This window comes from Altererythrobacter sp. (genome assembly GCF_050299635.1).
In the GTDB taxonomy this organism is placed as follows: domain Bacteria; phylum Pseudomonadota; class Alphaproteobacteria; order Sphingomonadales; family Sphingomonadaceae; genus Erythrobacter.
The window spans coordinates 1-25,451 of record NZ_JBNKWF010000012.1 but is presented as its reverse complement, the minus strand read 5'-3'; the positions used below and the strand labels follow the sequence as shown (position 1 = coordinate 25,451).

General features: G+C 60.5%; 26 protein-coding genes and 1 pseudogene. 21 read left to right on the top strand and 6 right to left on the bottom strand.

Annotated elements, in window-relative coordinates; all coding sequences use genetic code 11:
- The first annotated feature begins 105 nt into the window (after positions 1–105).
- Positions 106–699, top strand: coding sequence for a class I SAM-dependent methyltransferase (locus ACQY6C_RS08165; protein ID WP_427967331.1), 594 nt, complete (start codon positions 106–108; stop codon positions 697–699).
- A 60-nt stretch (positions 700–759) separates the two neighbouring features.
- On the opposite strand, the gene ACQY6C_RS08160 is transcribed toward ACQY6C_RS08165, so the two are convergent.
- Positions 760–3,531, bottom strand: a complete 2,772-nt coding sequence (locus tag ACQY6C_RS08160; protein WP_427967328.1) for an Rne/Rng family ribonuclease — start codon at positions 3,529–3,531, stop codon at positions 760–762.
- 431 nt (positions 3,532–3,962) lie between these two features.
- Between ACQY6C_RS08160 and ACQY6C_RS08155 the strand changes: the two genes are divergently transcribed.
- The 6 genes from ACQY6C_RS08155 (at position 3,963) to ACQY6C_RS08130 (ending at position 11,487) form a co-directional block, all read left to right on the top strand.
- The gene (locus ACQY6C_RS08155; RefSeq protein ID WP_427967325.1) at positions 3,963–4,835 is read left to right on the top strand and encodes an N-acetylmuramoyl-L-alanine amidase family protein; all 873 of its coding nucleotides are present in this window, start codon (positions 3,963–3,965) and stop codon (positions 4,833–4,835) included.
- Positions 4,836–4,940: 105 nt separating this feature from the next.
- Positions 4,941–7,454, top strand: a complete 2,514-nt coding sequence (locus ACQY6C_RS08150; protein ID WP_427967323.1) for a penicillin-binding protein 1A — start codon at positions 4,941–4,943, stop codon at positions 7,452–7,454.
- 36 nt (positions 7,455–7,490) lie between these two features.
- On the top strand, positions 7,491–8,033 hold the full coding sequence (locus tag ACQY6C_RS08145; RefSeq protein WP_427967320.1) for a peroxiredoxin: 543 nt from the start codon (positions 7,491–7,493) through the stop codon (positions 8,031–8,033).
- 83 nt (positions 8,034–8,116) lie between these two features.
- Entirely contained in the window at positions 8,117–9,244 is a 1,128-nt protein-coding gene (prfB, locus tag ACQY6C_RS08140) for a peptide chain release factor 2 (protein ID WP_427967317.1), read from the top strand.
- Positions 9,244–9,960: a class I SAM-dependent methyltransferase gene (locus ACQY6C_RS08135; RefSeq protein WP_427967315.1), complete on the top strand. Its 717-nt coding sequence runs from the start codon at positions 9,244–9,246 to the stop codon at positions 9,958–9,960. The genes prfB and ACQY6C_RS08135 overlap by 1 nt, the downstream gene beginning before the upstream one ends.
- Positions 9,961–10,083: 123 nt before the next feature.
- Entirely contained in the window at positions 10,084–11,487 is a 1,404-nt protein-coding gene (locus ACQY6C_RS08130; protein WP_427967312.1) for an NAD(P)H-dependent flavin oxidoreductase, read from the top strand.
- Between the two features lie 48 nt (positions 11,488–11,535).
- Here ACQY6C_RS08130 and ACQY6C_RS08125 read toward each other — a convergent pair whose 3' ends face one another.
- Together ACQY6C_RS08125 and ACQY6C_RS08120 are read right to left on the bottom strand one after the other, a co-directional pair.
- Positions 11,536–12,834 (bottom strand): ammonium transporter, encoded by a 1,299-nt coding sequence (locus tag ACQY6C_RS08125; RefSeq protein ID WP_427967309.1) that lies wholly within the window; start codon positions 12,832–12,834, stop codon positions 11,536–11,538.
- 121 nt (positions 12,835–12,955) lie between these two features.
- On the bottom strand, positions 12,956–13,975 hold the full coding sequence (locus tag ACQY6C_RS08120; protein ID WP_427967306.1) for a 2-hydroxyacid dehydrogenase: 1,020 nt from the start codon (positions 13,973–13,975) through the stop codon (positions 12,956–12,958).
- 91 nt (positions 13,976–14,066) lie between these two features.
- Between ACQY6C_RS08120 and ACQY6C_RS08115 the strand changes: the two genes are divergently transcribed.
- Positions 14,067–14,537 carry an SH3 domain-containing protein gene (locus tag ACQY6C_RS08115; RefSeq protein WP_427967304.1) on the top strand — a complete coding sequence of 157 codons (471 nt, stop codon included), beginning with the start codon at positions 14,067–14,069 and terminating at the stop codon, positions 14,535–14,537.
- 78 nt (positions 14,538–14,615) lie between these two features.
- On the opposite strand, the gene ACQY6C_RS08110 is transcribed toward ACQY6C_RS08115, so the two are convergent.
- The 3 genes from ACQY6C_RS08110 to ACQY6C_RS08100 form a co-directional block, all read right to left on the bottom strand.
- Positions 14,616–15,044, bottom strand: coding sequence for a hypothetical protein (locus ACQY6C_RS08110; RefSeq protein ID WP_427967301.1), 429 nt, complete (start codon positions 15,042–15,044; stop codon positions 14,616–14,618).
- A 31-nt stretch (positions 15,045–15,075) separates the two neighbouring features.
- Positions 15,076–15,480 (bottom strand): hypothetical protein, encoded by a 405-nt coding sequence (locus tag ACQY6C_RS08105; RefSeq protein ID WP_427967298.1) that lies wholly within the window; start codon positions 15,478–15,480, stop codon positions 15,076–15,078.
- A gap of 143 nt (positions 15,481–15,623) precedes the next feature.
- Positions 15,624–16,823: a thiolase family protein gene (locus ACQY6C_RS08100; RefSeq protein WP_427967295.1), complete on the bottom strand. Its 1,200-nt coding sequence runs from the start codon at positions 16,821–16,823 to the stop codon at positions 15,624–15,626.
- 169 nt (positions 16,824–16,992) lie between these two features.
- On the opposite strand from ACQY6C_RS08100, the gene ACQY6C_RS08095 reads away from it, so the two are divergent.
- The 13 genes and pseudogenes from ACQY6C_RS08095 to ACQY6C_RS08035 form a co-directional block, all read left to right on the top strand.
- On the top strand, positions 16,993–18,423 hold the full coding sequence (locus tag ACQY6C_RS08095; RefSeq protein WP_427967292.1) for a coniferyl aldehyde dehydrogenase: 1,431 nt from the start codon (positions 16,993–16,995) through the stop codon (positions 18,421–18,423).
- The gene (locus ACQY6C_RS08090) at positions 18,420–19,673 is read left to right on the top strand and encodes an SMP-30/gluconolactonase/LRE family protein (RefSeq protein ID WP_427967289.1); all 1,254 of its coding nucleotides are present in this window, start codon (positions 18,420–18,422) and stop codon (positions 19,671–19,673) included. The genes ACQY6C_RS08095 and ACQY6C_RS08090 overlap by 4 nt, the downstream gene beginning before the upstream one ends.
- 121 nt (positions 19,674–19,794) lie before the next feature.
- Positions 19,795–20,169 carry an NADH-quinone oxidoreductase subunit A gene (ndhC, locus tag ACQY6C_RS08085; protein WP_427967286.1) on the top strand — a complete coding sequence of 125 codons (375 nt, stop codon included), beginning with the start codon at positions 19,795–19,797 and terminating at the stop codon, positions 20,167–20,169.
- A complete protein-coding gene (locus tag ACQY6C_RS08080; protein ID WP_427967283.1) occupies positions 20,166–20,729 on the top strand; it encodes a NuoB/complex I 20 kDa subunit family protein in 564 nt (187 codons plus the stop codon). The genes ndhC and ACQY6C_RS08080 overlap by 4 nt, the downstream gene beginning before the upstream one ends.
- A pseudogene (locus ACQY6C_RS08075) lies at positions 20,726–21,337 on the top strand (NADH-quinone oxidoreductase subunit C); the annotation flags it as partial. The gene ACQY6C_RS08080 and the pseudogene ACQY6C_RS08075, both read left to right, overlap by 4 nt.
- Positions 21,338–21,351: 14 nt before the next feature.
- Positions 21,352–22,563: an NADH-quinone oxidoreductase subunit D gene (locus ACQY6C_RS08070; protein WP_427967280.1), complete on the top strand. Its 1,212-nt coding sequence runs from the start codon at positions 21,352–21,354 to the stop codon at positions 22,561–22,563.
- Positions 22,560–22,790, top strand: a complete 231-nt coding sequence (locus tag ACQY6C_RS08065; protein ID WP_427967277.1) for a hypothetical protein — start codon at positions 22,560–22,562, stop codon at positions 22,788–22,790. The genes ACQY6C_RS08070 and ACQY6C_RS08065 overlap by 4 nt, the downstream gene beginning before the upstream one ends.
- Entirely contained in the window at positions 22,783–23,451 is a 669-nt protein-coding gene (gene nuoE, locus ACQY6C_RS08060; protein ID WP_427967274.1) for an NADH-quinone oxidoreductase subunit NuoE, read from the top strand. The genes ACQY6C_RS08065 and nuoE overlap by 8 nt, the downstream gene beginning before the upstream one ends.
- The gene (locus ACQY6C_RS08055; protein ID WP_427967271.1) at positions 23,451–23,651 is read left to right on the top strand and encodes a hypothetical protein; all 201 of its coding nucleotides are present in this window, start codon (positions 23,451–23,453) and stop codon (positions 23,649–23,651) included. Before nuoE ends, ACQY6C_RS08055 begins: the two co-directional genes overlap by 1 nt.
- Positions 23,648–23,791 (top strand): hypothetical protein, encoded by a 144-nt coding sequence (locus ACQY6C_RS08050; RefSeq protein ID WP_427967268.1) that lies wholly within the window; start codon positions 23,648–23,650, stop codon positions 23,789–23,791. Before ACQY6C_RS08055 ends, ACQY6C_RS08050 begins: the two co-directional genes overlap by 4 nt.
- Positions 23,791–23,988: a hypothetical protein gene (locus ACQY6C_RS08045; RefSeq protein ID WP_427967265.1), complete on the top strand. Its 198-nt coding sequence runs from the start codon at positions 23,791–23,793 to the stop codon at positions 23,986–23,988. Before ACQY6C_RS08050 ends, ACQY6C_RS08045 begins: the two co-directional genes overlap by 1 nt.
- Positions 23,989–24,012: 24 nt before the next feature.
- Positions 24,013–25,305, top strand: coding sequence for an NADH-quinone oxidoreductase subunit NuoF (gene nuoF, locus ACQY6C_RS08040; protein ID WP_427967262.1), 1,293 nt, complete (start codon positions 24,013–24,015; stop codon positions 25,303–25,305).
- Positions 25,305–25,451 (top strand): 2Fe-2S iron-sulfur cluster-binding protein (locus tag ACQY6C_RS08035; protein ID WP_427967500.1); only part of this gene is annotated, 147 nt, incomplete at its 3' end. The genes nuoF and ACQY6C_RS08035, both read left to right, overlap by 1 nt.

Here is a 25,451-nt window from a genome sequence, read left to right as displayed (position 1 = left end):
ATCGACCTAGCCTCTCGATTGCGCATGTTGCGCAGGATTTCGTCGGTCTTGGAGGTCGTGCCGGTGGGATTGCAGAATTGGTATGATCGGCATGTCTTGCCGAAATTGATCAATCTGGCTTGTGGCCAGGGCCAGATCATGAAGCGCCGTGCGCAGATTGTACCGCTCGCCAGCGGCCATGTGTTCGAGCTCGGCTGCGGTGGCGGACTCAATCAGGAATTCTACCAATCCAGCCTTGTCTCGAGCTTTTCGGGGATCGATCCGCATGGCGCCCTGCTCGATCAGGCAACCGCAAGGGCCCGTGCCAGAGGATGGAAATGCGACATTCGCGAAGCGCTGGGTGAGGATATTCCCTTCGCCAGCGGTTCATTCGATACCGTTGTCTGCACCTTCACCCTGTGTTCGGTTGACGACCCCCGGCAGGTCATGGCCGAAATGCGCCGCATACTTAAGCCGAACGGCAGATTGCTGTTTCTCGAACACGGACGCGCACCCGATCCGGGCGTAGCAAAATGGCAAAAGCGGATCGAACCGGTGTGGAAACGGATCGGCGGTGGATGCCATTTGACGCGGCCGATCGGTTCAGCATTGCGCGGCGCTGGTTTCGATGTCGAGCCGCTGGGGCAAGGCTATCTGCCCAAGAGCCCCCGGTTTGCGAGCTGGAACGAATGGGGCGTGGCGCGCAGGGCAGGAGCCTGAAAAGGAGAGGGGCACGAGACAGTAAGTCTCGCACCCCTTCTTCCGTTTCAGCTCAATGTTTTACTCGCCGAATGTTCTTTGCCACCAGCCACGACGCGGACCGCCGTCTTCGGCACCGCCATCGGGGCCTTCCGCATCATCGGATGTTTCGGCAGGCGCTTCCCTGGTCGCTTCGACGCTCTCGGCTGATACTGCCGGAGAAGCATCGGCCTCGGTCTTCTTGGCTTTCGAGCTAGCGCGTGTGCGCTTTGCCTTGGGCTTGGGCTTGGGCTTTTCTTCCCCGGCCTCGGCTTCCTCGCTTGTAGCAACTTCCTCGGCGGCTGCTTCCTCTACCGCTTCGACCTTCTTCTTGCGAGGCGCACGCTTGCGCTTGGGCTTTTCCTCGGCCTCTGGTTCAGGTTGTTCAGACGGCTTGTCGCTGTCGCCGTCCGTACCAGCTTCGGGCTCTTCGGCCTTATCAGCCTTCTTGCGTCGAGAGCGCTTGGGTTTCGGCGTTTCCTCTTCGGCTGCAACAGGCTCGTCATCGGAGGATTCCGACTCTGCAGCTTCTTCGACTACTTCGCTTTCTTCCGTTCCGCCCTCATCGGAAGCGGATTTGCGACGGCGACGACCGCCGCGGCTGCGGCGCCGCTTCTTGGGCTTTTCCTCACCGTCGTCGTCCGATTCTGCATCGCTTGCATCTTCGGCATCGCCAAAACCGGACTCGGCATCGGAATCGCCTTCAGAACGATCCTCTGTCTCTTCGCCATCTAGCTGTTCCTGGCGCTTCTTGTTGCGGCCTCGGCCGCCACGACGCCGGCGCCGGCGTTTCTTCCTGGGCGCTCCGTCCTCATCGTCGGAATCTTCCTCATCGACGATATCCTCGTCTTCCTCGTATTCATCGACGATCGGCTCGAACCGTGGCGCTTCAGAGGGCCGGGGGCCTGAGCTCGAAACGCTCATCTTGGCGCCTTCTTCCTCGCCCTCCGGAATTACCTCGACCGAAACACCATAGCGTTCTTCAATCTCTGCGAGATCGGAGCGCTTGGCATTGAGCAGGTAAATTGCCGCTTCCGTACTGGCCGCCAGGCGGATGATCGTTCCCTTGCCCTTGGCCGCTTCGTCCTCGATCAGACGCAGCGCGGAAAGGCCAGCGCTGGAGGCTGTGCGGACAAGGCCGGTCCCGTCGCAATGCGGGCAATCGCGTGTGGTCGCTTCGAGCACGCCGGTGCGAAGGCGCTGGCGGCTCATTTCCATCAGGCCGAAGCCCGAAATCCGCCCGACCTGGATCCGCGCCCGGTCATGCTTGAGCGCTTCCTTCATCGCCTTTTCGACTTTACGGACGTTGGAGTTGTACTCCATGTCGATGAAGTCGATCACCACCAGGCCAGCCATATCGCGAAGGCGCAACTGGCGCGCGATTTCCTTGGCCGCTTCGAGATTGGTCGAAAGCGCGGTCTGCTCGATCCCATGTTCCTTGGTCGAACGGCCCGAGTTGATGTCGATCGAAACCAACGCCTCGGTCGGGTTGATCACGAGATAACCGCCCGATTTGAGCTGCACGACGGGATCGTACATCGCCCTGAGCTGGTCTTCGGCACCATAGCGCTGGAACAGCGGAACCGGATCGGAATAGGCCTTCACCCGCCGTGCATGGCTGGGCATGAGCAGTTTCATGAAGTCCTTGGCCGATTTATATCCGCCTTCGCCTTCGACCACGACCTCTTCAATCTCGCGATTGTAGATGTCACGGATTGCACGCTTGATCAGGTCGGAATCCGAATGGATCAGCGTGGGAGCAGTCGACGAAAGCGTCTTTTCGCGAATCTCATCCCACAACCGAGCAAGATAGTCGAAGTCCCGCTTGATTTCGGTCTTGGTCCGGCTGAGGCCCGCTGTGCGTACAATCAGCCCCATCGACTTGGGCAGCGTGAGGTCAGACACGACCTGCTTCAATCGCTTGCGGTCGGCTGCCGAACTTATCTTGCGGCTGATCCCGCCACCATGCGACGAGTTGGGCATCAGCACAGTGTAGCGCCCGGCAAGACTGAGATAGGTGGTCAGCGCCGCACCCTTGTTGCCGCGCTCTTCCTTTACGACCTGAACCAGCAGAACCTGACGGCGCTGGATAACGTCCTGGATCTTGTAGCGGCGGCGCAGTGCCATGCGCTTGGCGCGGACTTCGTCCACTTCCTTTGCGCGGCTGCTCTTGCCCTGGCCCTTGCCACCTTGACGGCGGCGCCCGCGACGACCCCGTCCACGACGAGAGCCCTTCCTGTCGTCATCGTCACTATCGCTGTCTTCGCTATCGGATTCGTCCGATTCCTCGTCCGAATCTTCCTCGTCCTCGTCATCACCATCGTCATTGTCATCGCCGTTCTCGACGTGACCGTCTTCAATCGTGGCGACCTTGTCCTTCTCGCTGGTGTCGATCTCCTCGACACCATCTTCGGCCAGGTCTTCTGCCAGCGCCTCAGCCGATTCCTCGTCCTCGGCATCGTATTCGTCGCCGGGGAGGTTACCCTCTTCCTCTTCCTCGGCACGAAGGCGCGCCTCTTCCTCGGCGGCTTCGGCTTCTTCAGCCAGCAGCCGCTCGCGATCAGCCTGCGGAATCTGGTAATAGTCGGGATGGATTTCGTTGAAGGCGAGGAACCCGTGGCGGTTGCCGCCAAAATCGACGAACGCTGCCTGAAGCGAGGGTTCTACGCGGGTTACCTTGGCGAGGTAGATATTGCCTTTAATCTGCTTGTGTTCAGCAGATTCGAAATCAAACTCTTCAATCCGGTTGCCTTTGAGCACCGCCACCCGCGTTTCTTCCGGGTGGCGCGCGTCGATGAGCATACGCGTTGCCATTATATTGTCTCCGAACGCCAACGGGTGGGGACCAGCCTCCAACCCGGTTGCGCGTATATGTGTAAGGACCGGTCGCCTTCATGGTCGGACCGGCGGGATTGCTTCGGCCCTGCGCAGTTTGCTGGCAGGGCGAAAGTTCTGCGTCTGCAGAGACAAGATTGCATGATGTCGATGCAGCCTGGCCAACATAAGCCATGGCGCGCCCGAAGCGCTGCTCATGAAATTGTTGGGAGGGACGACTCATCTCTGCTTCAACCTGTTGTAACGCTTCGCAAACTGGTCATTGCGAAGTTTGGGGAATTCTCGCCTGTAGAAGCCTTCAGGGAAGGTTCGGGTCAGGCTCAGCCCGGTATGCAGCGTGCTAGCACCGTGTATTACACCCCGCAACCATATTGCGTTAACATCGCGACACAACGTATCGGATCAGGACCATGGCATTGCGTTGGCATCTTGCACTGGCGGTGGCGCTTCCGGTCGCTTTGGTCGCCAGCCTGATCGGGCTGGGGATAAAGGTCCCCGTGCCATATTTTTTCGGGCGCAGTTATGTCCTGCACCTGCTGCTGCCTGACGCAGCCAGGCAAATTGCGCTTCCGGGCGTTTACGGCCCTGACGATCCAAGCCGTCCGCTGGTCGTCATCGACGCAGGGCATGGAGGTCGCGATCCGGGTGCAGTGGGTCAGGGCTTTCGTGAAAAGGATATTACGCTGGGTCTTGCAAAGGCGCTGCGTGACAAGCTGGTCGAGCAAGGGGGCGTTCGCGTTGCGCTGACGCGCGAAGAGGATCGAATTGTGGCCCTGGCAGAGCGCCCGGAGATTGCGCGCCGCCTCGGGGCCGATCTGTTCCTCTCCATCCATGCCGATTCAGCTGGCGAAAAGACACCTGTGAGCGGAGCGAGCATCTACACTCTTTCGCGCAAGGCCTCCTCGAAAGCCGCAGCCCGTTTCGCAGCCCGCGAAAACGATGCCGACCGTGTGAACGGCCTTTCAATCGATGGGCAAAGCGAGGAAGTGAGCGCGATCCTGGTGGAACTGTCGCAAAAGCGCGCGCAGCATGACTCGAACGAATTCTCCTCGCTTATAAGGCGAGAAGGGCAATCCGAGCTTGTGTTCCATCCCAGCCCGCAGCGATCGGCGGACCTGGTGGTGCTGCATTCGCCTGACCTTCCTTCCGTCCTGTTCGAAGCCGGCTTCGTCACCAATCCCGAAGAGGCGCGCAGGCTCACTTCACCAGAGGGCAGGGAACAATTCGCCAATGCAATGGCCCGCGCGATCCGGGTCTATTTCGCACGCCAGGCCAACCAATAGGGACTGACGAGACAGCATCCATTCATCTGTTCCCGGTTTTGTAGCTTTCCGGCATCAAGCCGCTGGCGCGCCGACAAAACTGCATGCTAAGAGCCCAGCCACATCATGGAAGACCAGTCGACAATCGAATATGTCCGCTACCGCTTGAAGCGCGACAGCTCCGCAGCGGCGGAATGGTTTCGCACGAATTGGAAGGGCAAGCGCTGGTTCCGCTGGGCCGCGGCCGCGCTCGCCGCGTTTGTCCTGTTATGGATGGGCGCGTGGGCCTTGCTGGCACGCGACCTGCCTGAAGCGGAAACGCTGCTCGATTACGAAACACCGTTGCCCACCGTGGTTCGCGGGATCGATGGCGAGATCGTCCATTCATACGCACGCGAACGACGGGTCCAGCTCCAGTATCGCGATTTTCCCGAGAAATTGGTCGAAGCATTCCTGTCTGCCGAGGACAAGACCTTCTTCAGCCACGGTGGCGTCGACCTGACCGGCACCGCCAATGCCGTGTTCGACTATGTCCGCAAATATGGTTCGGGGCAGCGCGCGGTCGGCGGATCAACGATTACCCAACAGGTGGCCAAGAACCTGCTGCTGGGTGACGAATACTCGGTGACACGCAAGCTCAAGGAAATGATCCTCGCTCGCCGCATCGAAGACGTGCTGAGCAAACAGGAGATCCTGGAACTCTATCTCAACGAGATTCCACTTGGACGGCGCAGCTTCGGCGTTCAGGCGGCCTCGCGCGCCTATTTCGACAAGGACGTGGGCGACCTCGACCTGCACGAAATGGCCTTCCTCGCAATCCTGCCCAAAGCCCCCGAGCGATATGGCCGCAAGCGCTATGAAAAGATGGCGCTCGAAAGGCGCGATTTTGTCTTGCACCAGATGGAGGACAACGGCTTCATCACGGCCGAAGACCTGCGCGAGGCTCAGGCGAAGCCACTTGGACTGGTGACCCAGCGGACCGAACGTTCGGCCGATGCCGGGTATTTCCTGGAAGAGGTTCGCCGCCAGTTGATCGACAAGTTCGGCGAGACAGCCGAGGATGGACCGAACAGCGTCTATGCTGGCGGGCTTTGGGTCCGTACCTCGCTCGACACCGAATATCAGGACGCGGCACGCGAAGCCTTGCGCGCCGGGCTCCTGCGCTATCACGGCAACCGTGGATGGACCGGGCCGATCGCCACAATCAAGATGGACGATGGCAATTGGCAGAGCCAACTCGCCAGTTCCTATCTCGGTATCCGCTACAAGGACTGGCGCGTCGGCGTAGTGACGCAGCGAAGCGGATCAAGCGCGACGATAGGCTTCTCGGACGGCAAGGAAGCCCCCCTCAGCGGCTTGCCCGACAAGCTCAAGGCCGGCGACGTGATCGTGGCTTCACCCAGCGGCAATGGATACAGCGTCAGGACCGTCCCGGAAGTTTCCGGCGGCTTCCTGGCGGAATCGGTCCAGACCGGGAGGATCCTCGCGATGCAGGGCGGTTTCGACCACCGCTTGAGCGATTTCAATCGTGCGACGCAGGCAGAACGGCAGCCCGGCTCGACGATCAAACCGTTCGTTTATGCGACCGGACTCGACAATGGCATGACTCCCGCAACCGAAGTGCCCGACCAGACCTTCTGTTACTATCAGGGTTCGCAACTGGGCGAGAAATGCTTCCGCAACTTTGGCGGCGGAGGTGGGGGCATCCACACCATGCGCTGGGGCCTCGAGCAGTCGCGCAATCTGATGACGGTCCATATCGCAATGGATGCGGGAATGCCGAATGTCATCCAGACCTTCGAAAAGATGGGCATAGGCTCCTATCAGCCCTATCCGGCCTTCGCGCTGGGGGCAGGCGACACAACGGTCGAAAGGATCGTCAATGCCTATGCCGCATTGGCCAATCACGGCCGTCTGCATAAACCTACAGTGATCGACTACATCCAGGATCGCAGAGGCAAGGTGATCTGGCGCGCCGACAAGCGAAAATGTGACGGCTGCAACATGGCCGAGTGGGACGGGCAGCCGATGCCCCGCCTGGGTGCTATGGGCCAGCAAGCGCTGGACCCGCGCACAGCCTATCAGGTGGTCCACATGATGGAGGGGGTTGTGACACGCGGTACGGCTGTGCGGCTGCGCGATCTGGACCTGCCGCTATTCGGCAAGACCGGCACTACTTCCGGACCGACCAACGCATGGTTCGTTGGCGGATCGCCGGAGGTCGTCGCCGGTGTCTATGTTGGCTTCGACCAGCCCCGCAATCTGGGCGGCTGGATCCAGGGCGGCAACACCGCTGCCCCGATCTTCAAGCAATTCGTGCAGGCCACGCGGGAGCGCTGGAAGGACGAACCCGCCGTTGCGCCTGCTGGCGTGCGAATGGTGCGGATCGACCGGCTTTCGGGCAAGCGCGTGTTTGACGCCTGGCCGACCGACGAGCCCAAGGCTGCAGTGATCTGGGAAGCGTTCAAGCCTGATACCGAGCCACCGCGCGCTACGCGCCAGGATGCAATCGCCGCCAAGCGCCAGGAGATCCTGGCGCTGATCCGCGAAGGCAAGAACGGCGGTGAACAGCAGGTTATCGTCACTGACGGGAACGGTGAGCCGGGCGATTTCGTTGAAGAGCAGGGCGGCATCTACTGATATCGCCGCTTCATGACCGGATAAGGTAGGCGTAACATGAACATCTTTCGCAGGATCACATTCGGCGCCGCATTGGCTTTCGCAGCATCCGCGCCTGCAGCCGCAGAGCTACCCGTCGGGGCTAAGGCTCCGGGCTTTTCGACCAAGGCCGCGCTGGCCGGCAAAAGCTTCGGCTTCTCGCTTAGCGCCGCTCTCGCGAAGGGCCCTGTTGTGCTCTATTTCTACCCCAAGGCGTTTACGCAGGGATGCACGCTGGAAGCGAATGCTTTCGCCGAGGCCATGCCCGAGTTCGCTGCCGCCGGTGCGAGCGTTGTGGGCATGTCGAACGATGATATCGAAACGCTGAAGGAGTTCTCGCGCAAGGAATGCCGCGACGCGTTCCCGGTTGGAGTTGCCAGCGCCAAGTTGATCCAGGCCTATGACGTGGCCTTGATCCGCGATGGGAAGGACACGGGCGTTACCAGCCGCACGAGCTATGTCATCGCCCCGGACGGCAAGATCGTTATGGTACATTCCGACATGGACTATCGCGATCACGTGCGTCTGACGCTCGAAGCGGTGCACAAACTCACACACTAGCGCGAGGCAGGCACTCCGCCATTCTTTACAATCGCAAGCCGTCCGCTAAGCGGGCGGCAACAGATTTTTGCGAAGGACGTATTATGCGTGCCGAAGGGCAGGCCTTCATTGACCGGATAGAAGCAGCGCTCGAACTTGTGCGCCAGTCGCTGGATTGGGAACGCGCGTTGAGGCGTCTCGACGAGCTGAACGCACGCGTGCAGGACCCGAGTTTGTGGGACAATCCGAAGGAAGCGCAGGCCGTAAGCCGCGAACAGAAGCAGCTCGAGAGTGCCATCGGAACGGTCAAGGAAATCTCTGCCGAGATGGCCGACGCCATTGAGTTCATCGAAATGGGCGAAGCCGAGGGCGAGGACAGCGTTATCGAGGATGGCCTTGCTACGCTTGAACGGCTCGCAGACCGGGCCGATTCGGACAAGGTCCAGGCGCTGCTATCGGGCGAAGCCGATGGCAACGACACCTATATCGAGATTCATGCCGGTGCCGGCGGCACTGAAAGCCAGGACTGGGCCGAGATGCTCCAGCGCATGTATTCCCGCTGGGCAGAACAGCGCGGATACAAGGTCGAAGTGGTCGATTACCATGCGGGCGATCAGGCCGGGATCAAGTCCGCCACGCTTCTGGTGAAAGGCGACAATGCCTATGGCTATGCCAAGACCGAAAGCGGCGTGCACCGTCTTGTCCGTATCAGCCCCTATGACAGCTCCGCACGGCGCCACACCTCGTTCAGTTCGGTCTGGGTCTACCCTGTGATCGACGACGATATCGAGATCGAAGTCAATGAAGGGGATCTCAAGATCGATACCTATCGGGCATCGGGCGCGGGCGGACAGCACGTCAACACGACCGATTCCGCGGTGCGTATCACCCACGTCCCCACGGGCATTGTCGTCGCCAGCCAGAATGACCGCAGTCAGCACAAGAACCGCGCTACCGCGATGAACATGCTCAAGGCGCGGCTGTTCGAACGCGAGATGGCGGAACGCGAAGCTGCGGCAAGCGGCGAATATCAGGAAAAGAGCGAAATCGGCTGGGGCCACCAGATCCGGTCGTACGTGTTGCAGCCCTATCAGATGGTCAAGGATTTGCGCACGGGTGTGACTTCCAGTTCGCCCGACAATGTGCTCGACGGCGGGATTGACGATTTCATCTCTGCCGCTTTGGCACAGCGCGTCACCGGCGAGACGGTAGAAGTGGAAGACGTCGATTGATGCTGAAGTGGTTTGCACCTTGCTTCGCGCTCCTCGCGCTGGCCAGTTGCGGGCCCAAGGGCGAAGAGTCGGAGCGCCCGGGAAGCGCGCTCGATTTTCCCGAGGCTGACCGGCCCGTCTCCGGCCTTGGCGCAAACCAGATTTCGACCGAAGACATTCGTGACAGCCGCGGCGAAGCGCAGAAGGTCATGGACCTCGCGAATGTCAGGAACGGGATGACTGTCGCCGATATCGGCGCGGGTGAAGGCTATTATACGGTTCGCCTGGCGGAACGTGTGGGCGAGGGCGGTCGCGTGCTCGCGCAGGATATCGATAGCGAGGCATTGGCCCGGTTGGGGCAGCGGGTCGAACGCGAACGGCTGGACAATGTTTCGATCAAGCTGGGCACACCGGACGATCCACAGCTTCCGGTCGACAGTTTCGACCGGATATTTCTCGTCCACATGTATCACGAAGTAACCGAACCCTATGCGTTCCTTTGGCGGCTCTGGCCTGCGCTGGCGGAAGGCGGGCAGGTGATCGTGGTCGATACGGACCGACCGACCGACCAGCACGGCATCCCGCCGCTTCTGCTTTCCTGCGAGTTTGAAACAGTTGGCTACCGACTTGTCGAATTCGTCGAGAAACCCGATATCAGGGGTTACTTCGCCCGCTTCGAGCGTGATGGGAAGCGCCGCGAACCTTCGCTGATCCGTCCGTGCCGCATGCGGAACTGATCGCCGGGTGGCCGGAAGCGCAGCTTGCGCCTGGATTACTGTACGCCTATGCGCGCTACTCCGGTAGGAAGCCGGTCGGAATTCGGATGTAGCATCGAGCGCATCCACTAGGGGAGCCAAAGTTTGTTCAAGGGATTAAGCCCGATTGTGTATGGCGGGCGAGAGGTATGGCCGCTGGTCGAAGGCGGCAAGGGCGTTTCCGCCACGAATCACGCAAGCTCCGGCGCATGGGCTGCGGCAGGCGGCATTGGAACTGTCAGTGCGGTCAATGCCGACAGTTATGACGAAGACGGCAATCCCATCCCGCAGGTTTATCCGCAGGCGACCCGCAAGGAGCGGCACGAGCAGTTGATCCGCTATGCGATTGACGGCGCTACCGAACAGGTCAAACGCGCGCATGAGATCGCCAATGGCAAGGGCGCGATCAATATCAACGTGCTTTGGGAAATGGGCGGCGCGCAGGCGGTGCTCGAAGGCGTTCTGGAGAACTGCAAGGGCCTGATAACCGGTGTCACTTGCGGCGCCGGAATGCCTTACAAACTTGCCGAGATCGCGGCGCGTTTCAACGTCCACTACCTGCCGATCATCAGCTCTGCTCGCGCGTTCCGTGCACTGTGGAAGCGCAGCTATTCCAAGGTTCCCGAACTGATGGCGGCGGTGGTTTATGAGGACCCGTGGCTTGCCGGTGGGCACAACGGATTGTCCAATGCGGAAGATCCGACCAAGCCCGAAGATCCCTATCCCCGGGTGAAGGCCCTGCGCGAAACCATGCGCAAGGAAGGCGTTTCGGAAGACACCGCGATCGTGATGGCCGGCGGCGTCTGGTTCCTGCGCGAATGGAACGATTGGATCGACAATCCGGAGCTGGGCAAGATCGCATTCCAGTTCGGCACGCGCCCGCTTTTGACCAAGGAAAGCCCGATCCCGCAGGTCTGGAAGGAAATGCTGCGCACGGTCGAGCCGGGCGATGTGCTGCTCCATAAGTTCAGCCCGACGGGCTTCTACTCAAGCGCGGTGAAAACTCCGTTCCTCTATGACCTGATGCATCGCAGCGAGCGGCAAATTCCGATCTTCAAGCGCGGAGAGGAAGAGGGCACCGTTCCTTTGCTCGATCACGGCAAGGCGAAATATTTCTGGGTCCATCCCGGCGACCAGCGCAAGGCGCTGGCCTGGATCGGCGAAGGCTTCAGCGAACCGCTCAAGACGCCCGATGACACCGTGGTGTTCGTCACTCCCGAGAGCGCCGAAGTGATCCGCAAGGACCAGCAGGATTGCATGGGCTGTCTCAGCCATTGCCAGTTTTCGAGCTGGAAGGATCACGACAATTACACGACCGGGCGCCTGGCCGATCCGCGCAGCTTCTGCATCCAGAAGACCCTGCAGGACATTGCCCATGGCGGCGACCCGGACGAGAACCTCGCCTTTGCCGGTCACGCAGCCTACCGCTTCAAGCAGGACCCGTTCTATTCGAACAATTTCACCCCGACGGTGAAGGAGCTGGTCGAGCGGATCCTGACCGGCGATTGATGCGGGATGGGGCAGTGAGCTTTGGCTCGCTCGCCCGCTCGGTTCGTTTCAATCCATTTCCCAGCCGCGTTCACCGTGGCTGGTGATGTCCAGACCTTCGGTTTCCTCGTCCTGGGATACGCGCATCGGGAATACCAGGCTGACCATCAGCGCAAGCACAGCGGTTGCAATGGCGCTGTAGATCGCCACGATCCCGACCGAGAGAACCTGCGAGCCGAACTGGCTGCCCATGCTCATGCCCTGGGCATAGCCGGTCCCGCCAAGCGCAGGCGACAGAAACAGCCCCAGAAGGACGCTTCCGAGCATCCCGCCGACGCCGTGAACCGCAAAGACATCGAGCGAATCGTCGATCTTCATACGGAACTTCACCAGTTGAATCGCGCCATAGCAGACCACGGCAGCCAGCATGCCGAACAGGATTGCCGCACCGGGTGAGATGAATCCCGCTGCCGGAGTGACTGTAGCAAGCCCGGCGATGGCGCCGGTGGCCCAGCCGATGCTGGTCGGCTTGCCTACCATGATCCGTTCCACCAGCAGCCAGACAAGCGCCGCTGCACTGGCAGCAACATGAGTGTTGATTATCGCGCTGGACGCATCGTCGGTCGCGACGAAGGCGGAACCGCCATTAAAGCCGAACCAGCCGACCCAGAGCAGCGAAGCGCCCACCATGGTAAGGACAGGGGCGTGCGGCAGCATCAGGCGAGTGGGGAAGCCGTCGCGTTTGCCGAGCAGAAGAGCCACAACCAGCGCGGAAACCCCCGCGGTGGTATGCACTACGATCCCGCCGGCAAAATCGAGCACGCCGAAGCGCTGCGCCATCCAGCCGCCACCCCAGACCCAGTGGGCGACCGGAGCATAGACCACCAGGCTCCACAGCGTGCAGAACCCCAGCACCCAGCCAAAGCGCGCACGGTCAACCCATGCGCCCACCATCAGCGCAGGAGTGATTACCGCGAAGGTCATCTGGAACAGCACGAAGGTGCTTTCCGGCATGGTTGTGCCAGCACGGACCGAACCGAGATCGGTCAGCATCCAGGCATTGCCGCCGCCCAGCCATCCACTGGTCACGCTGCCGAACGCCAACGTATAGCCGACCACTACCCACAGGACCGAAGCAATCGCCGCGATCGCTCCACATTGCAGCAGCACCGAAAGCACGTTCTTCGCCCGCACCAACCCGCCATAAAACAGGCCGAGCCCGGGCAAAGTCATCATCAGGATCAGGGCCGAGGCCGTCAGTATCCAGGAGGTATCGCCGCTATCGCTCATCGCCATTGCTGCCGAATCCTGCGCCGAGGCGGCTGTCGGAAAGAAAACCAGCACACCAAGCACTGCAAGCAAACGCATTATCACCCGAATTTCCCCTCACCGGCCTGGAGGCGCGCGGCCTCAAGCCGTGGCGGTTAGGATATTATCTGGCGTGATTACAAGCCCCCACGCAAGGATCGTGCACAAAGCTGGGGGTCGACTATTGCGCCAGCGCGGTCAACACCTGGTCAGGCGGGCGGTGACCATCCATCCAGAACCGGATGTTCGCGATGACCTTCTCGCCCGATGCCTCGCGTCCTTCCGCAGTCGCACTGCCGATATGCGGCAAGGTCATGACGTTGGGCAGGTCGAGCAGTCGAGGATCGACATTTGGTTCATCGGGATAGACGTCCAGGCCGACACCGATGAGCTTGCCTTGCTGCAATGCCGCAATCATCGCTTCCTGGTCTATCAACTCTCCGCGCGCAGTGTTGATGAGGCAGGCGCCGGCAGGCATCAACCCGATGCGACGTTCGTCCATCAGATGATGCGTTTCAGGCGTCGCGGGGCAATGGAGCGAGAGGATGTCTGCCTGAGCGATCAGGTCGTCCAGCCCTTCGACATAGCGTGCGCCGAACATCCGCTCGATCGCTTCAGGCAGTCGCTTGCGATTATGATAGGCGATCTCAAGGCCGAAAGCTTTGGCGCGGTGCGCCACGCCCTGTCCGATCCGGCCCATGCCGACAATGCCGAGTACCTTGCCAGCAAGCTTGCGGCCAAGCAGCGCGGTTGGAGTCCAGCCTGTCCATTCGCCGCGCCGTACCATGGCGATGCCTTCACGCACCCGTCGCGGCAGTCCGATGACCATCTCCATCGCAATATCCGCCGTATCATCAGTGAAGACGCCGGGCGTATTGGTGACGATTATCTTGCGCTTTGCGGCGGCGGCCAGGTCGATATGGTCAGTTCCTGCACCGAAACTCGCGATCAGCCGCAGCCGGTCCCCCGCCTGTTCGATCATCTCGGCATCGATGCTGTCGGTAACCGTTGGCACCAGGACGTCAGTATCCTGCATGGCCTTCAACAGGTCTTCGCGGCTCATCGGTACGTCCGCCGAATTGAGTTTCGCATCGAACAACTCGCTCATCCGTGATTCGACCGATGGCATCAGATGCCTCGTCACCACGACCTTGGGTTTGCCATCGATGGGTTTGCGGATTGCTTCGTTCTCGTTCGGCATAGGAGTGCGCTAGGACGGGCAGGGTAGGGCGGTCAAGCGGCCGGTGATGTCTGCTTGAAGCAAACCGGGTAGGCACGCTAATAGGTGACTGATGTTTCGGCTTCTTCTCGCCTCATTGGCCATTGCCCAAATCCTGCTCTCTGCGCCGGCATATGCCCAGCAGAGAGAGACGCCTTACTGGGCCTCGATCAGGGCAGACGTGGTCAACATGCGCGTTGGCCCGAGCCATGATTACAAGATTGATTGGGTCTACAAGCGCAAGGCTCTGCCGGTGAAGGTTATCCGCGTGATGGAAGGGTGGCGGTTGATTCGCGATCCCGACGGGGCGCAGGGGTGGATCGTCGCCCGGCTGCTTAGCCCCGAGAGAACGGCAATAGTGATTGGCAAGGGCCTCGCTCCCATGCGCGAAGAGCCACAAGCAAGCTCGGAGCTAAAATGGAATGCGCAACCGGGCGTTGTAGGCGCCTTGGGCAAATGCGAATCGGGCTGGTGCGCGTTAAACGTCGAAGGACGCGAAGGCTGGATAGAGGCCGAACGACTGTGGGGAGCTGGCGAGCCGTAGGTTTCAATGAGCATTAACGAAAAAGGCGACCCGATTGGGCCGCCTTTCTCATGGATGGTCCAACCAGCGGTCGGATGATCAGCCTTCGCCGTCTTCCATCGCATCGCCTTCAGCCGCCGCATCGTCAGCTGCCTCGGAGACCTTCACCGTCACGCCATCGGGCGAAGTCGAGATAAAGCTGCCATCAGCATCCGGCTCGCCATCCGTCCAGCAGACTTCCTCCGCACCTTCAGCGGAATCGGTGAAGCAGGTTTTGCCATCCTTCAGCGCCCAGGTTCCGGTGGTTGGCTCCTGGCCTACCTGATTGTCGGTGTAGGTGCCGTCCTCATTCATGACGACCTGTCCCGAAAGAGACCCGTCTTCCGAAGCGTAGTCGAAGGTTCCCGCCCCTTCGACCGTCGCGGTTTCCGCTACGGATGTCGTATCAGCCTCGGTGTCGGCTGGAGCTTCGGCTTGCGAGCAGGCCGCGAGCAGAATTGCACCGGAATAGGCTACCAATTTCTTCATGGCATTTCCTCTCAATTATCAGCGTAGTCGATTATTCTGCAGCAGCTTCTGCGCCGCTATCGGTCTCGATCTCTTTCACGGTAGCAGTCGTCCCATCGTCATTGGTGATCGTGACAACACCGTTTTCGTCTGGCTCGCTGCCCGTACTGCAGGATGGCGGTTCATCGCTGCCGTCGGTCGAGAAACAGGCCTTCCCGTCAACCATCTCGAAGGTTCCGGTCATGTCTTCACCATCTTCTCCCGGCACCACCCAAGTGTTACCTTCATTGATGGTGATGGTGTAAGAACCGTCTTCGTTGGTCACTTCATATGTGCCAGGTTGCGGGCCCACAGGCGCTTCCGCTTCGGTTGCTACCTCTTCCTCCGCAGGAGGCGCTTCCGCCTGCGAACAAGCCGCCAGTGCGGCCAGGCCTACAATTGCAATCAATGCTTTCATGGTCATTCCCCTCTCAGTTGCGACCACCAAGTACCGCCCGCCTCGTACAGGGCGGCTCGACCAGCGGCGCAGCCGGGATCATCCCCCGACCGGCGAACCGAGCGGGGGATGTATCACAAACGAGGAATTTGTCTAAATGGTGATCAGTCGAGCAATTCGACCGCGACGGCCGTAGCCTCGCCGCCACCGATACAAAGGGTTGCGACGCCCTTTGTCTTGCCCTGTACCTTGAGTGCATTGAGCAGCGTGACGAGGATACGCGTACCGCTGGCACCGATCGGATGGCCAAGCGCAGTTGCACCGCCGTTCACATTGATCTTCTCGTGCGGGATGCCGAGATCGCGCATGGCGAACATGGCAACACAGGCGAAGGCTTCGTTGACTTCAAACAAGTCGACGTCGTCCACGCTCCAGCCAGCCAGTTCGAGGCACTTGGTGACCGCACCCACCGGTGCAGTGGTGAAATCCTTCGGCTCCTGAGCATGGGCCGCTGAAGCGACAATCCTGGCGACCGGCTTTGCGCCCTTCTCATTGGCCGTGCTGGTGCGAGCCAGGACCACGGCGGCGGCGCCATCGGAAATGGAGCTCGAAGTCGCAGCCGTGATCGTGCCATCCTTGGCAAATGCGGGGCGCAGCTGCGGAATCTTGTCCGGGCGGCCCTTGCCGGGCTGCTCATCCGTATCGACAACGACTTCACCCTTGCGCGATGCGATGGTCACGGGAACGACCTCATCGGCGAAAGCGCCGCTTTCGATCGCAGCATTTGCGCGGCGCAGAGATTCGATCGTGTACTCATCCATCTGTTCGCGCGTGAGCTGGTATGCGTCAGCGGTATCCTGCGCGAAAGTGCCCATGGCGCGGCCTGCCTCATACGCGTCTTCAAGACCGTCGAGGAACATATGGTCATAGGTCGTATCATGGCCGATGCGCGCACCCGAGCGGTGCTTCTTGAGCAGGTAGGGGGCATTGGTCATGCTCTCCATCCCGCCCGCAACGATCAGGTCGACGCTGCCGCTGGCGAGCGCTTCCGATCCCATGATGACGGTCTGCATGCCGCTGCCGCAGACCTTGTTGACCGTGGTAGCCTGGACCGATTTGGGCAGGCCGGCCTTCAGCGCGGCCTGGCGGGCAGGTGCCTGGCCAAGGCCTGCAGGAAGCACACAGCCCATGTAGATCCGGTCGACATCGTCACCGGAGACGCCAGAGCGTTCGACGGCGGCCTTGACCGCGGTTGCCCCGAGTTGGGTCGCGTCGACATCGGCGAGGGCACCCTGCATGCCGCCCATCGGCGTACGCGCATAGGAAAGAATGACAATCGGGTCGGCTTCGGAAAACTGGGGCATCGAAAAAGTCCTTGCTGGAGACGAAAGAGCGTTGGCCGCTCTAATGCTGCACTGCGGCAAACGCAAATCGAATGCGTATGTTCAGCATACTCCTTTCGTCTCAGTGGCGCTTGTCATTCTTTCGAGAGTCGGCAACAACCAGTGGCAATTCGAAACCAAGGAGAGTGGGATGGCTGAAGACCGTCGGCAAGAAATGGAGCGCATCCTGCAGCTTCAGCGAGATACCTTCACAGCAAACCGCCCCGAACCGATGGCGAAGCGCAAGGACCGCATCAAGCGGGCCATCGCTCTGCTGAAGGACAATGGCAAAGACCTGGCCAAGACGATGAATGCCGATTTCGGCAATCGCAGCAATTATCAGTCCATGCTCACCGATATCGCCGGCACTGTCAGTGCGGGCAGGGATGCGCTCAAACGCATGGATGGCTGGTCGCAAGGCGAAAAGCGCAAGGTGCAATTCCCGCTAGGACTGTTGGGAGCCAAGGCTGAAGTTCGCTATGAGCCCAAGGGCGTCATCGGCATACTGTCACCATGGAACTTCCCCGTGAACCTCGCATTCGGGCCGCTGATGCAGGTCTTTGCGGCGGGCAACCGCGCGATGATCAAGCCGAGCGAGTTTACCGAGAAGACCAGCCTGCTGATGAAGGAGCTGGTCGACGAATATTTCACGCCTGACGAGCTTGCTGTGATTACCGGTGGCCCGGAAGTTGCCGCAACCTTCTCGACACTGCCATTCGACCATCTTGTGTTCACCGGCTCGACCGCCACGGGGCGGCGCGTGATGGAAGCAGCAGCGGCCAATCTCGTGCCCGTCACGCTGGAACTGGGCGGCAAGAGCCCGGTCGTGATGGGACGTGACAGTGATTTCGCCAAGGCTGGCGAGCGTATCGCCATGGGCAAGATGATGAATGCGGGCCAGATCTGTCTCGCGCCGGACTATATGTATGTCCCGGCGGATAGGGAGGAAGATGCAATCGCGGGTGTAAGCCAGGGCGTCGCGAATATGTATCCCACTCTGCTTGAGAATGACGACTACGCCTCGATCGTGTCAGACCGGCATTTCGAGCGGCTGCAGGGCCTCGTGGCCGATGCGCGCGAGAAGGGCGCAGAGGTGATTGAAGTCAATCCCGGAGGCGAGGATTTCTCAAACGCCAATGTCCGCAAGATGCCGCTCAACATCCTGCGCGGCGTGAATGACGACATGAAGGTGATGCAGGAGGAGATTTTCGGGCCCGTCCTGCCGGTAAAGACCTACGGCCAGATCGACGAGGCGATCGACTATGTGAACAGCCATGACCGTCCACTCGGCCTCTACTACTTCGGGCAGGACAAGCGCGAGCAGGAGCAAGTGCTGTCTCGCACGATATCAGGCGGTGTGACCACCAATGACGTGGTCTTCCATGTGTCGATGGAGGATTTGCCGTTCGGCGGCGTGGGGCCAAGCGGGATGGGCGCTTACCATGCGGTCGAGGGCTTCCGCGAGTTCAGCCACACACGGGCCGTCTATCACCAGCCCAAGATCGACATCGCCAAGCTGGGCGGTTTCAAGCCGCCCTATGGCAAGGCAACGGCGAAGGCCATCAAGACGATGATGAAATGAGCCCTGCATCGCTTCTTGCGCCGCTGGCCCTGCTGGCTTCCTGTGCCGCACTGGTGCCAGTCCATGCAGAGGATGGCGGGGCAAATGCGAGCGTCGGCTGGCATCCGCTCGGCGAAGAGGCCAGTGCGGCCCGCGATGTCGCCGCGATCGAGGCGCTGGTGCAGGCCTTTCCCGATAGCGGCACGTTGCGGCTGCGGCTTCTGACAGCCCAGTTCCAGGATGCCGACATTGAAGGCGTGTTGGCGACATTGGATTGGCTCAAGCAACGCGGATATGTTTTCACCGGGACTTCGCAGCAGCAAATCCCCAAGCTGGTCGGCAAGGAGAACTCCGACAGGGCGAGGGCGCTGCTTATCCCTGAAGGCGAGGTCATTGCAGCCAGTTCGGTGATCGACACCGTTCCGGCCGATGCGCAGTTGGTCGAAAGCGTGGTTCGCGATCCGAAAGAAGATCGCCTGATCGTCACAAGCGTCATCGGCAAGGCCGTGTTCGGGCACAAGCCGACGGGCGGCTGGGACGGCTATGCGCCGAAGGACGCCGCCAATCTCAGCGGGATTGCGCTCGATCCTGATCGGAGGATCGTCTGGATTGCCTCAGGCCATATCGACGGTTCTGAGAGCAAGAGCGGGTTCGCGGGCCTGATCGGGCTCGACCACAGGACTGACACGGAAACCCGCATCCCGGCTCCATCGGGCGTTTCACTGTCCGACATCACACTTGCGCCTGACGGCACAATCTATGCCAGTGATCCGGCCGGTGGGGGCGTCTATCGAGCATCGCCCGATGCAACGGAAATGAACGTGCTCATCCCGCCGGGTACATTCCGTTCTCCGCAAGGGCTGGCGCTCAACGATGACGGTGGGCTGCTCTATGTCAGCGATTATCGCTACGGCATTGCCATCGTCGATCTGGCGACGAAGAAAGTCTCGCGCCTCGCCACCGGACTGAAGCTGATTCTCGACGGCGTGGACGGAATGTGGCGACACGGCCAGGAGCTGATCGTGGTCCAAAACGGCACCAGCCCCATGCGCATTTCGGCCTTCAAGCTTGCCGATGACGGCATGAGCGTAGTCGCAAACCGAATCCTGGAGCAGGCGAACCCTGCATGGACCGAGCCTCTATCGGGGAATCTCGATGGCGATTCGCTGCTCTATGTCGGCAACGGCCAATGGGATCGCTTTGTCGCGGGCGAACCTGCCCAGGATAAGGCCTCGCTTCCGACCCAGATACGCCGCCTTCCGCTCGATTGAATATCGCTCTGATTGGGGCACATGGGCCAAAAGGTGCAGGGATTACACGATTCACGCCCTTGCGCCCTCTGCGCGAGCGGCCTAGAGGCACCGGCAGATTCTAGCCCCTTAGGGATTCCAAGTGGTCGATCTCAGCCAATATCTTCCAATCCTGCTCTTTCTCTTCATCGCAGCCGGATTGTCAGCCCTGTTCGTGTTCCTGCCCATGGGCGTTTCGCTACTGACGGGCACACACAATCCCGATGCGGAAAAGAACAGCGAGTATGAATGCGGCTTCCCCGCTTTCGAGGATCCGCGCAGCCAGTTCGATGTGCGCTTCTATCTCGTGTCGATCCTGTTCATCATCTTCGACCTTGAAGCGGCCTTCCTGTTCCCCTGGGCCGTCAGCCTCGATCTGACCGGATGGCCGGGCTGGATCACGATGATGGTATTTCTGGGTGAGCTGGCATTCGGCCTTGCCTATGCCTGGAAAGTGGGGGCACTGGATTGGGAATGAGCACGACTATTACCCCCCCGACCGAGCTTCCGCCCGCTGCACAGCCGGGCTCAGTCCTTCAGCCTGACGCGGACTATTTCAACGCGCTGCAGAATGAAGTGAATGACAAGGGCTTCCTCGTAACGTCAACCGAAGACCTGTTCCAGTGGGCCCGCACCGGCAGCCTGTGGTGGATGACCTTCGGCCTCGCCTGCTGCGCGGTCGAGATGATCCACGTCAACATGCCGCGCTATGACATGGAGCGTTTTGGCGTCGCGCCGCGCGCCAGCCCGCGCCAGAGCGACGTGATGATCGTCGCGGGCACGCTCTGCAACAAGATGGCGCCTGCATTGCGCAAGGTTTACGACCAGATGTCGGACCCGAAATATGTCATTTCGATGGGCTCCTGCGCCAATGGCGGCGGCTATTACCACTATAGCTATAGCGTCGTGCGCGGCTGCGACCGGATCGTGCCGGTCGACATCTATGTGCCGGGTTGCCCGCCGACTGCAGAAGCGCTGCTCTATGGCGTGATGCAGTTGCAGCGGAAGATCCGCCGGGCAGGGACGATCGCGCGATGACTGTCCTCCATTCTGCCCCGAGATTTGCCAGCAATGAAGGCGTGCTCGACACTCTGACCAAGGCGCTGGGCGACATGGTCGCCGCGTCGAAGGAAGAGCATGGCGAGATCGTCATCACCATCAAGCGCGAAGCCATCGAAGATGCGCTGCGCCTGCTGCGCGACGAGCACGAATACCAGCAGCTGATGGAAATGGCCGGGGCCGATTACCCCGACCGTGCCGAGCGTTTCGACGTGGTCTACATGCTGCTTTCGCTCACCCGCAATCACCGCCTGCTGGTCAAGGTCTGCACTGACGAGGACACGCCCGTTCCCACAGTCACTACGCTGTGGCCCAACGCAGGCTGGCTCGAGCGCGAAGTGTTCGACATGTATGGCGTGAAATTCGCGGGCAACAATGACCTTCGCCGCATCCTCACCGATTACGGTTTCGAAGGGCATCCCTTCCGCAAGGACTTCCCGCTCACCGGCTATGTCGAGCTGCGCTATTCCGAAGAAGAAAAGCGAGTCGTTTACGAGCCGGTCGAGCTTGCGCAGGATTTGCGCCAGTTCGATTTCCTCAGCCCGTGGGAAGGATCGGATTACGTCCTCCCCGGTGACGAAAAAGCCGAAGGGGATAGCTGATGAGCATGCAGCTCGAAGAATCGCCCACCACCGGCGATGAGGTCATCACCAACTACACGATCAATTTCGGGCCCCAGCACCCGGCGGCGCATGGCGTGTTGCGCATGGTGATGGAGCTGGACGGCGAAGTGATCGAGCGGATCGATCCGCATGTCGGTCTGCTTCACCGCGGCACCGAAAAGCTGATCGAACACAAGACCTATCTGCAGGCGCTGCCCTATTTCGACCGGCTCGATTACTGCAGCCCGCTGTGCATGGAGCACAGCTATATCCTCGCGATCGAGAAGCTGCTCAACATCGAGGTTCCGATCCGTGCGCAATATCTGCGCGTGTTGTTCGCCGAGCTGACGCGCATCTGCAACCACATGCTCAACATCGGCAGCCACGTGATGGATGTCGGCGCGATGACGCCGAACCTGTGGGTGTTCGAAATCCGCGAAGACTGCATGAACTTCTTCGAGCGGATGAGCGGCGCGCGCATGCACCACGCCTATATGCGCCCCGGCGGCGTGCATCAGGACGTGCCCGAAAAGCTGCTCGTCGATATCGGCGAATGGGTCGATACGCGCCTGCCCGAACTGTTCGGCGATGCGATGAGCCTGGTGCTCGACAACCGCATCTTCAAGCAGCGCAATGTCGATATCGCCGTGGTCAGCCGCGAAGATGCGATCAAATGGGGCTTCTCCGGCCCGATGATCCGCGCTGCCGGTATCCCGTGGGATATCCGCAAGTCGCAGCCTTACGAAGTCTATGACCGGATGGATTTCGATATCCCGGTCGGCACCAATTCGGACTGCTATGACCGCTTCGTGGTGCGGGTGAAGGAAGTTTACGAAAGCGCGAAGATCATCAAGCAGTGCCTCGCCGAGATGCCCGAAGGGCCGGTCGCGAGCACCGATGGCAAGGTTTCACCGCCCAAGCGCGGCGAGATGAAGCAATCGATGGAAAGCCTGATCCATCACTTCAAGCTCTATACTGAGGGCTTCCACGTGCCTGCCGGCGAAGTCTACGTCGCGACCGAAAGCCCCAAGGGCGAGTTCGGCGTCTATCTCGTCAGCGACGGGACCAACAAACCTTACCGCTGCAAGATCCGACCGACTGCTTTCAGCCACCTTCAGGCGATGGATATGATGTGCAAGGGCCATATGCTGCCCGACGCGACCGCCATTCTGGGCGCGATCGACGTCGTTTTCGGGGAGTGTGACCGGTGAGTTACGGCAAACAACTTGCACAAAAACTTGCCGCGGCCTTGGGATGGCAGGTAGTTGCAATCCTATTGGCGGCTTTCTTGGTCTTTGCCCTCAATCTAGCTGATCCAATTCCCAATATTGTAGGCGCAGTGGTGATCCTTGGGATCGTAATTGTTCTGGGCATCAGACTCCACAAAGCCATCACCAGTCCAGTTAAAGTTGTAAGTTGGGACAAGGAAAATGGCTGACCGTTCTCCCGCACCCGATACGCCCGAACTGCGCGAGCGCTGGGGTAAGTTCGCTTTCACTGACGCGTGGAAGGCGAAGGCCGACAAGGCGATCGCGCAATATCCGGAAGGGCGCCAGCGTTCCGCCGTCATGGCCCTGCTCGATTATGCCCAGCGGCAGGTTGGCGAGGAAACCGAGACGCAAGGCTGGCTGCCGCTGCCGGTGATCGAATATGTCGCGGCCTATCTCGACATGCCGGTGATCCGCGTGCTCGAAGTCGCGACCTTCTATTTCATGTATAATTTGAAGCCGGTCGGGAAATTCCACGTGCAGGTCTGCGGCACGACGCCCTGCATGTTGCGCGGCTCCGATGGCCTGTTCGAAACCTGCGCCAAGCGCGGCATGATGAAGGGCCAAGTTTCGGACGATGGCCTCTGGACCCTCACCGAGGTCGAATGCATGGGCAATTGCGCCACCGCGCCGATGGTCCAGATCAATGACGACAATTACGAGGATCTAACGCCCGAGCGGCTCGATGCCGTGCTCGATGCGTTGGAAAAGGGTGAGACGCCCAAGACCGGGACGCAGGAACCGGGCAAGCACACCAGCGAGCCGATGGGCGGGCCTACCTCTCTGAAAGAGATGGTCTCAGAGAACCACGATTATCGGGGGGACTGGTGATGGATAAGAAATCCTCCATCAATCCCTTTGGCCTCGTGCTGCTGATCGTGGGTATCGGCCTGTCGGTCTCGCTTGGCGTGACCAAGGGCGCGGCCTTCATTGGCACCGGACTCCCGTTGGCGCTGATCGGTCTTCTTATGCTCAAGAAGAGCAGAAACAAGGGCAGAAACAAGGGCAGAAACAAGGGCGAAGCACAATGAGCGCTGACTGGCTCACAATTCTGCTCGTCATCGTGGGCGTGGTCATCGCCTGGAAAGTCTTCAAGGGTGTCGTGAAAACTGCCGTGCTCGTCGCAATCTTGATTGCTGATGGCTTATACGTATCGAGGGGGCTGGCGTGATGGATCTTGTCAAGCTGCGCAGTCGCGCCCGCGCGATGATGATGATCGGCAGTGTGGCCATTCTTGTCGGCACTGGGATCATGGTTCACGGCGAAATGGATTTTGGTGACGGTGTGCTGATCGCCGGGATCGTGCTGCTGATAATCGGGGTCTCCATGCTCGCGCGTACTCCGCCGGGAGATCAAGATGTCGTCTGACGTTGTTATTGGGAGCGCACTCTGATGCTCGCGGATCGGGACCGCATCTTCACCAATCTCTACGGTTTCCAGCCGTGGAACCTCGACGCTGCGCGCAAGCGTGGCGATTGGGACGACACCAAGACACTGCTTGAGCGCGGGCAGGACGCGATCATTGACGAGATCAAGGCTTCCGGCCTGCGCGGGCGGGGCGGGGCGGGCTTCCCGACCGGCCTCAAATGGTCGTTCATGCCCAAGGAGAGCAAGGACGGTCGCCCGAGCTTCCTGGTCATCAATGCCGACGAATCCGAACCCGGATCGTGCAAGGACCGTGAGATCATCCGCCACGATCCGCACAAGCTGATCGAAGGCGCGCTGGTCGCCGGTTTCGCGATGCGCGCGCGCGCTGCCTATATCTATATCCGCGGCGAGTTCATCCGCGAGGCGCAGACGCTGCAGGCGGCCATCGACGAGGCCTATGACGCCGGGCTGATCGGCAAGAACGCCAGCGGCTCAGGATACGATTTCGACGTCTTCATGCATCGCGGCGCGGGCGCCTACATCTGCGGCGAAGAAACCGCGATGATCGAAAGCCTGGAAGGCAAGAAGGGCCAGCCCCGGCTCAAGCCGCCATTCCCGGCGGGCGCGGGCCTCTATGGCTGCCCAACCACGGTCAACAATGTCGAATCGATTGCGGTCACGCCCACAATCCTGCGGCGCGGCGCTTCGTGGTTCTCCAGTTTCGGGCGCGAGAACAACCACGGCACCAAGCTGTTCCAGATCAGCGGCCATGTCGAAAAGCCCTGCGTCGTCGAAGAGTCGATGAGCATTCCGTTCGAAGAGCTGATCGAAAAGCATTGCGGCGGCATTCGCGGCGGGTGGGACAACCTCCTAGCAGTGATTCCCGGCGGTTCCTCGGTTCCACTGGTTCCGGCGGAACAGATTCGCAGCGCACCGATGGATTTTGACGGGCTGAAGGAACTTGGCTCTGGCCTCGGCACCGCTGGCGTGATCGTGATGGACAAGTCGACCGACGTGGTCCGCGCCATTGCCCGCCTCTCGGCCTTCTACAAGCATGAGAGCTGCGGCCAATGTACGCCCTGCCGCGAAGGCACCGGCTGGATGTGGCGCGTGATGGAGCGCCTGCGCACCGGCGATGCGGCGATCGAGGAGATCGACATGCTGCAGCAGGTCACCAAACAGGTCGAAGGCCACACCATCTGCGCACTGGGCGATGCAGCGGCCTGGCCGATCCAGGGCCTGATCCGCCACTTCCGCCCCGAGCTGGAGCGCAGGATCAATGAGCACAACGCCAAATTCGCGGAGGCGGCGGAGTAATGCCTAAAGTCACCGTAGACGGACAGGAAATCGAGGTCCCCGCAGGCGCAACCGTGCTGCAGGCGTGCGAACTTGCGGGCAAGGAAATCCCGCGTTTCTGTTACCACGAACGCTTAAGTATCGCCGGTAACTGCCGGATGTGCCTG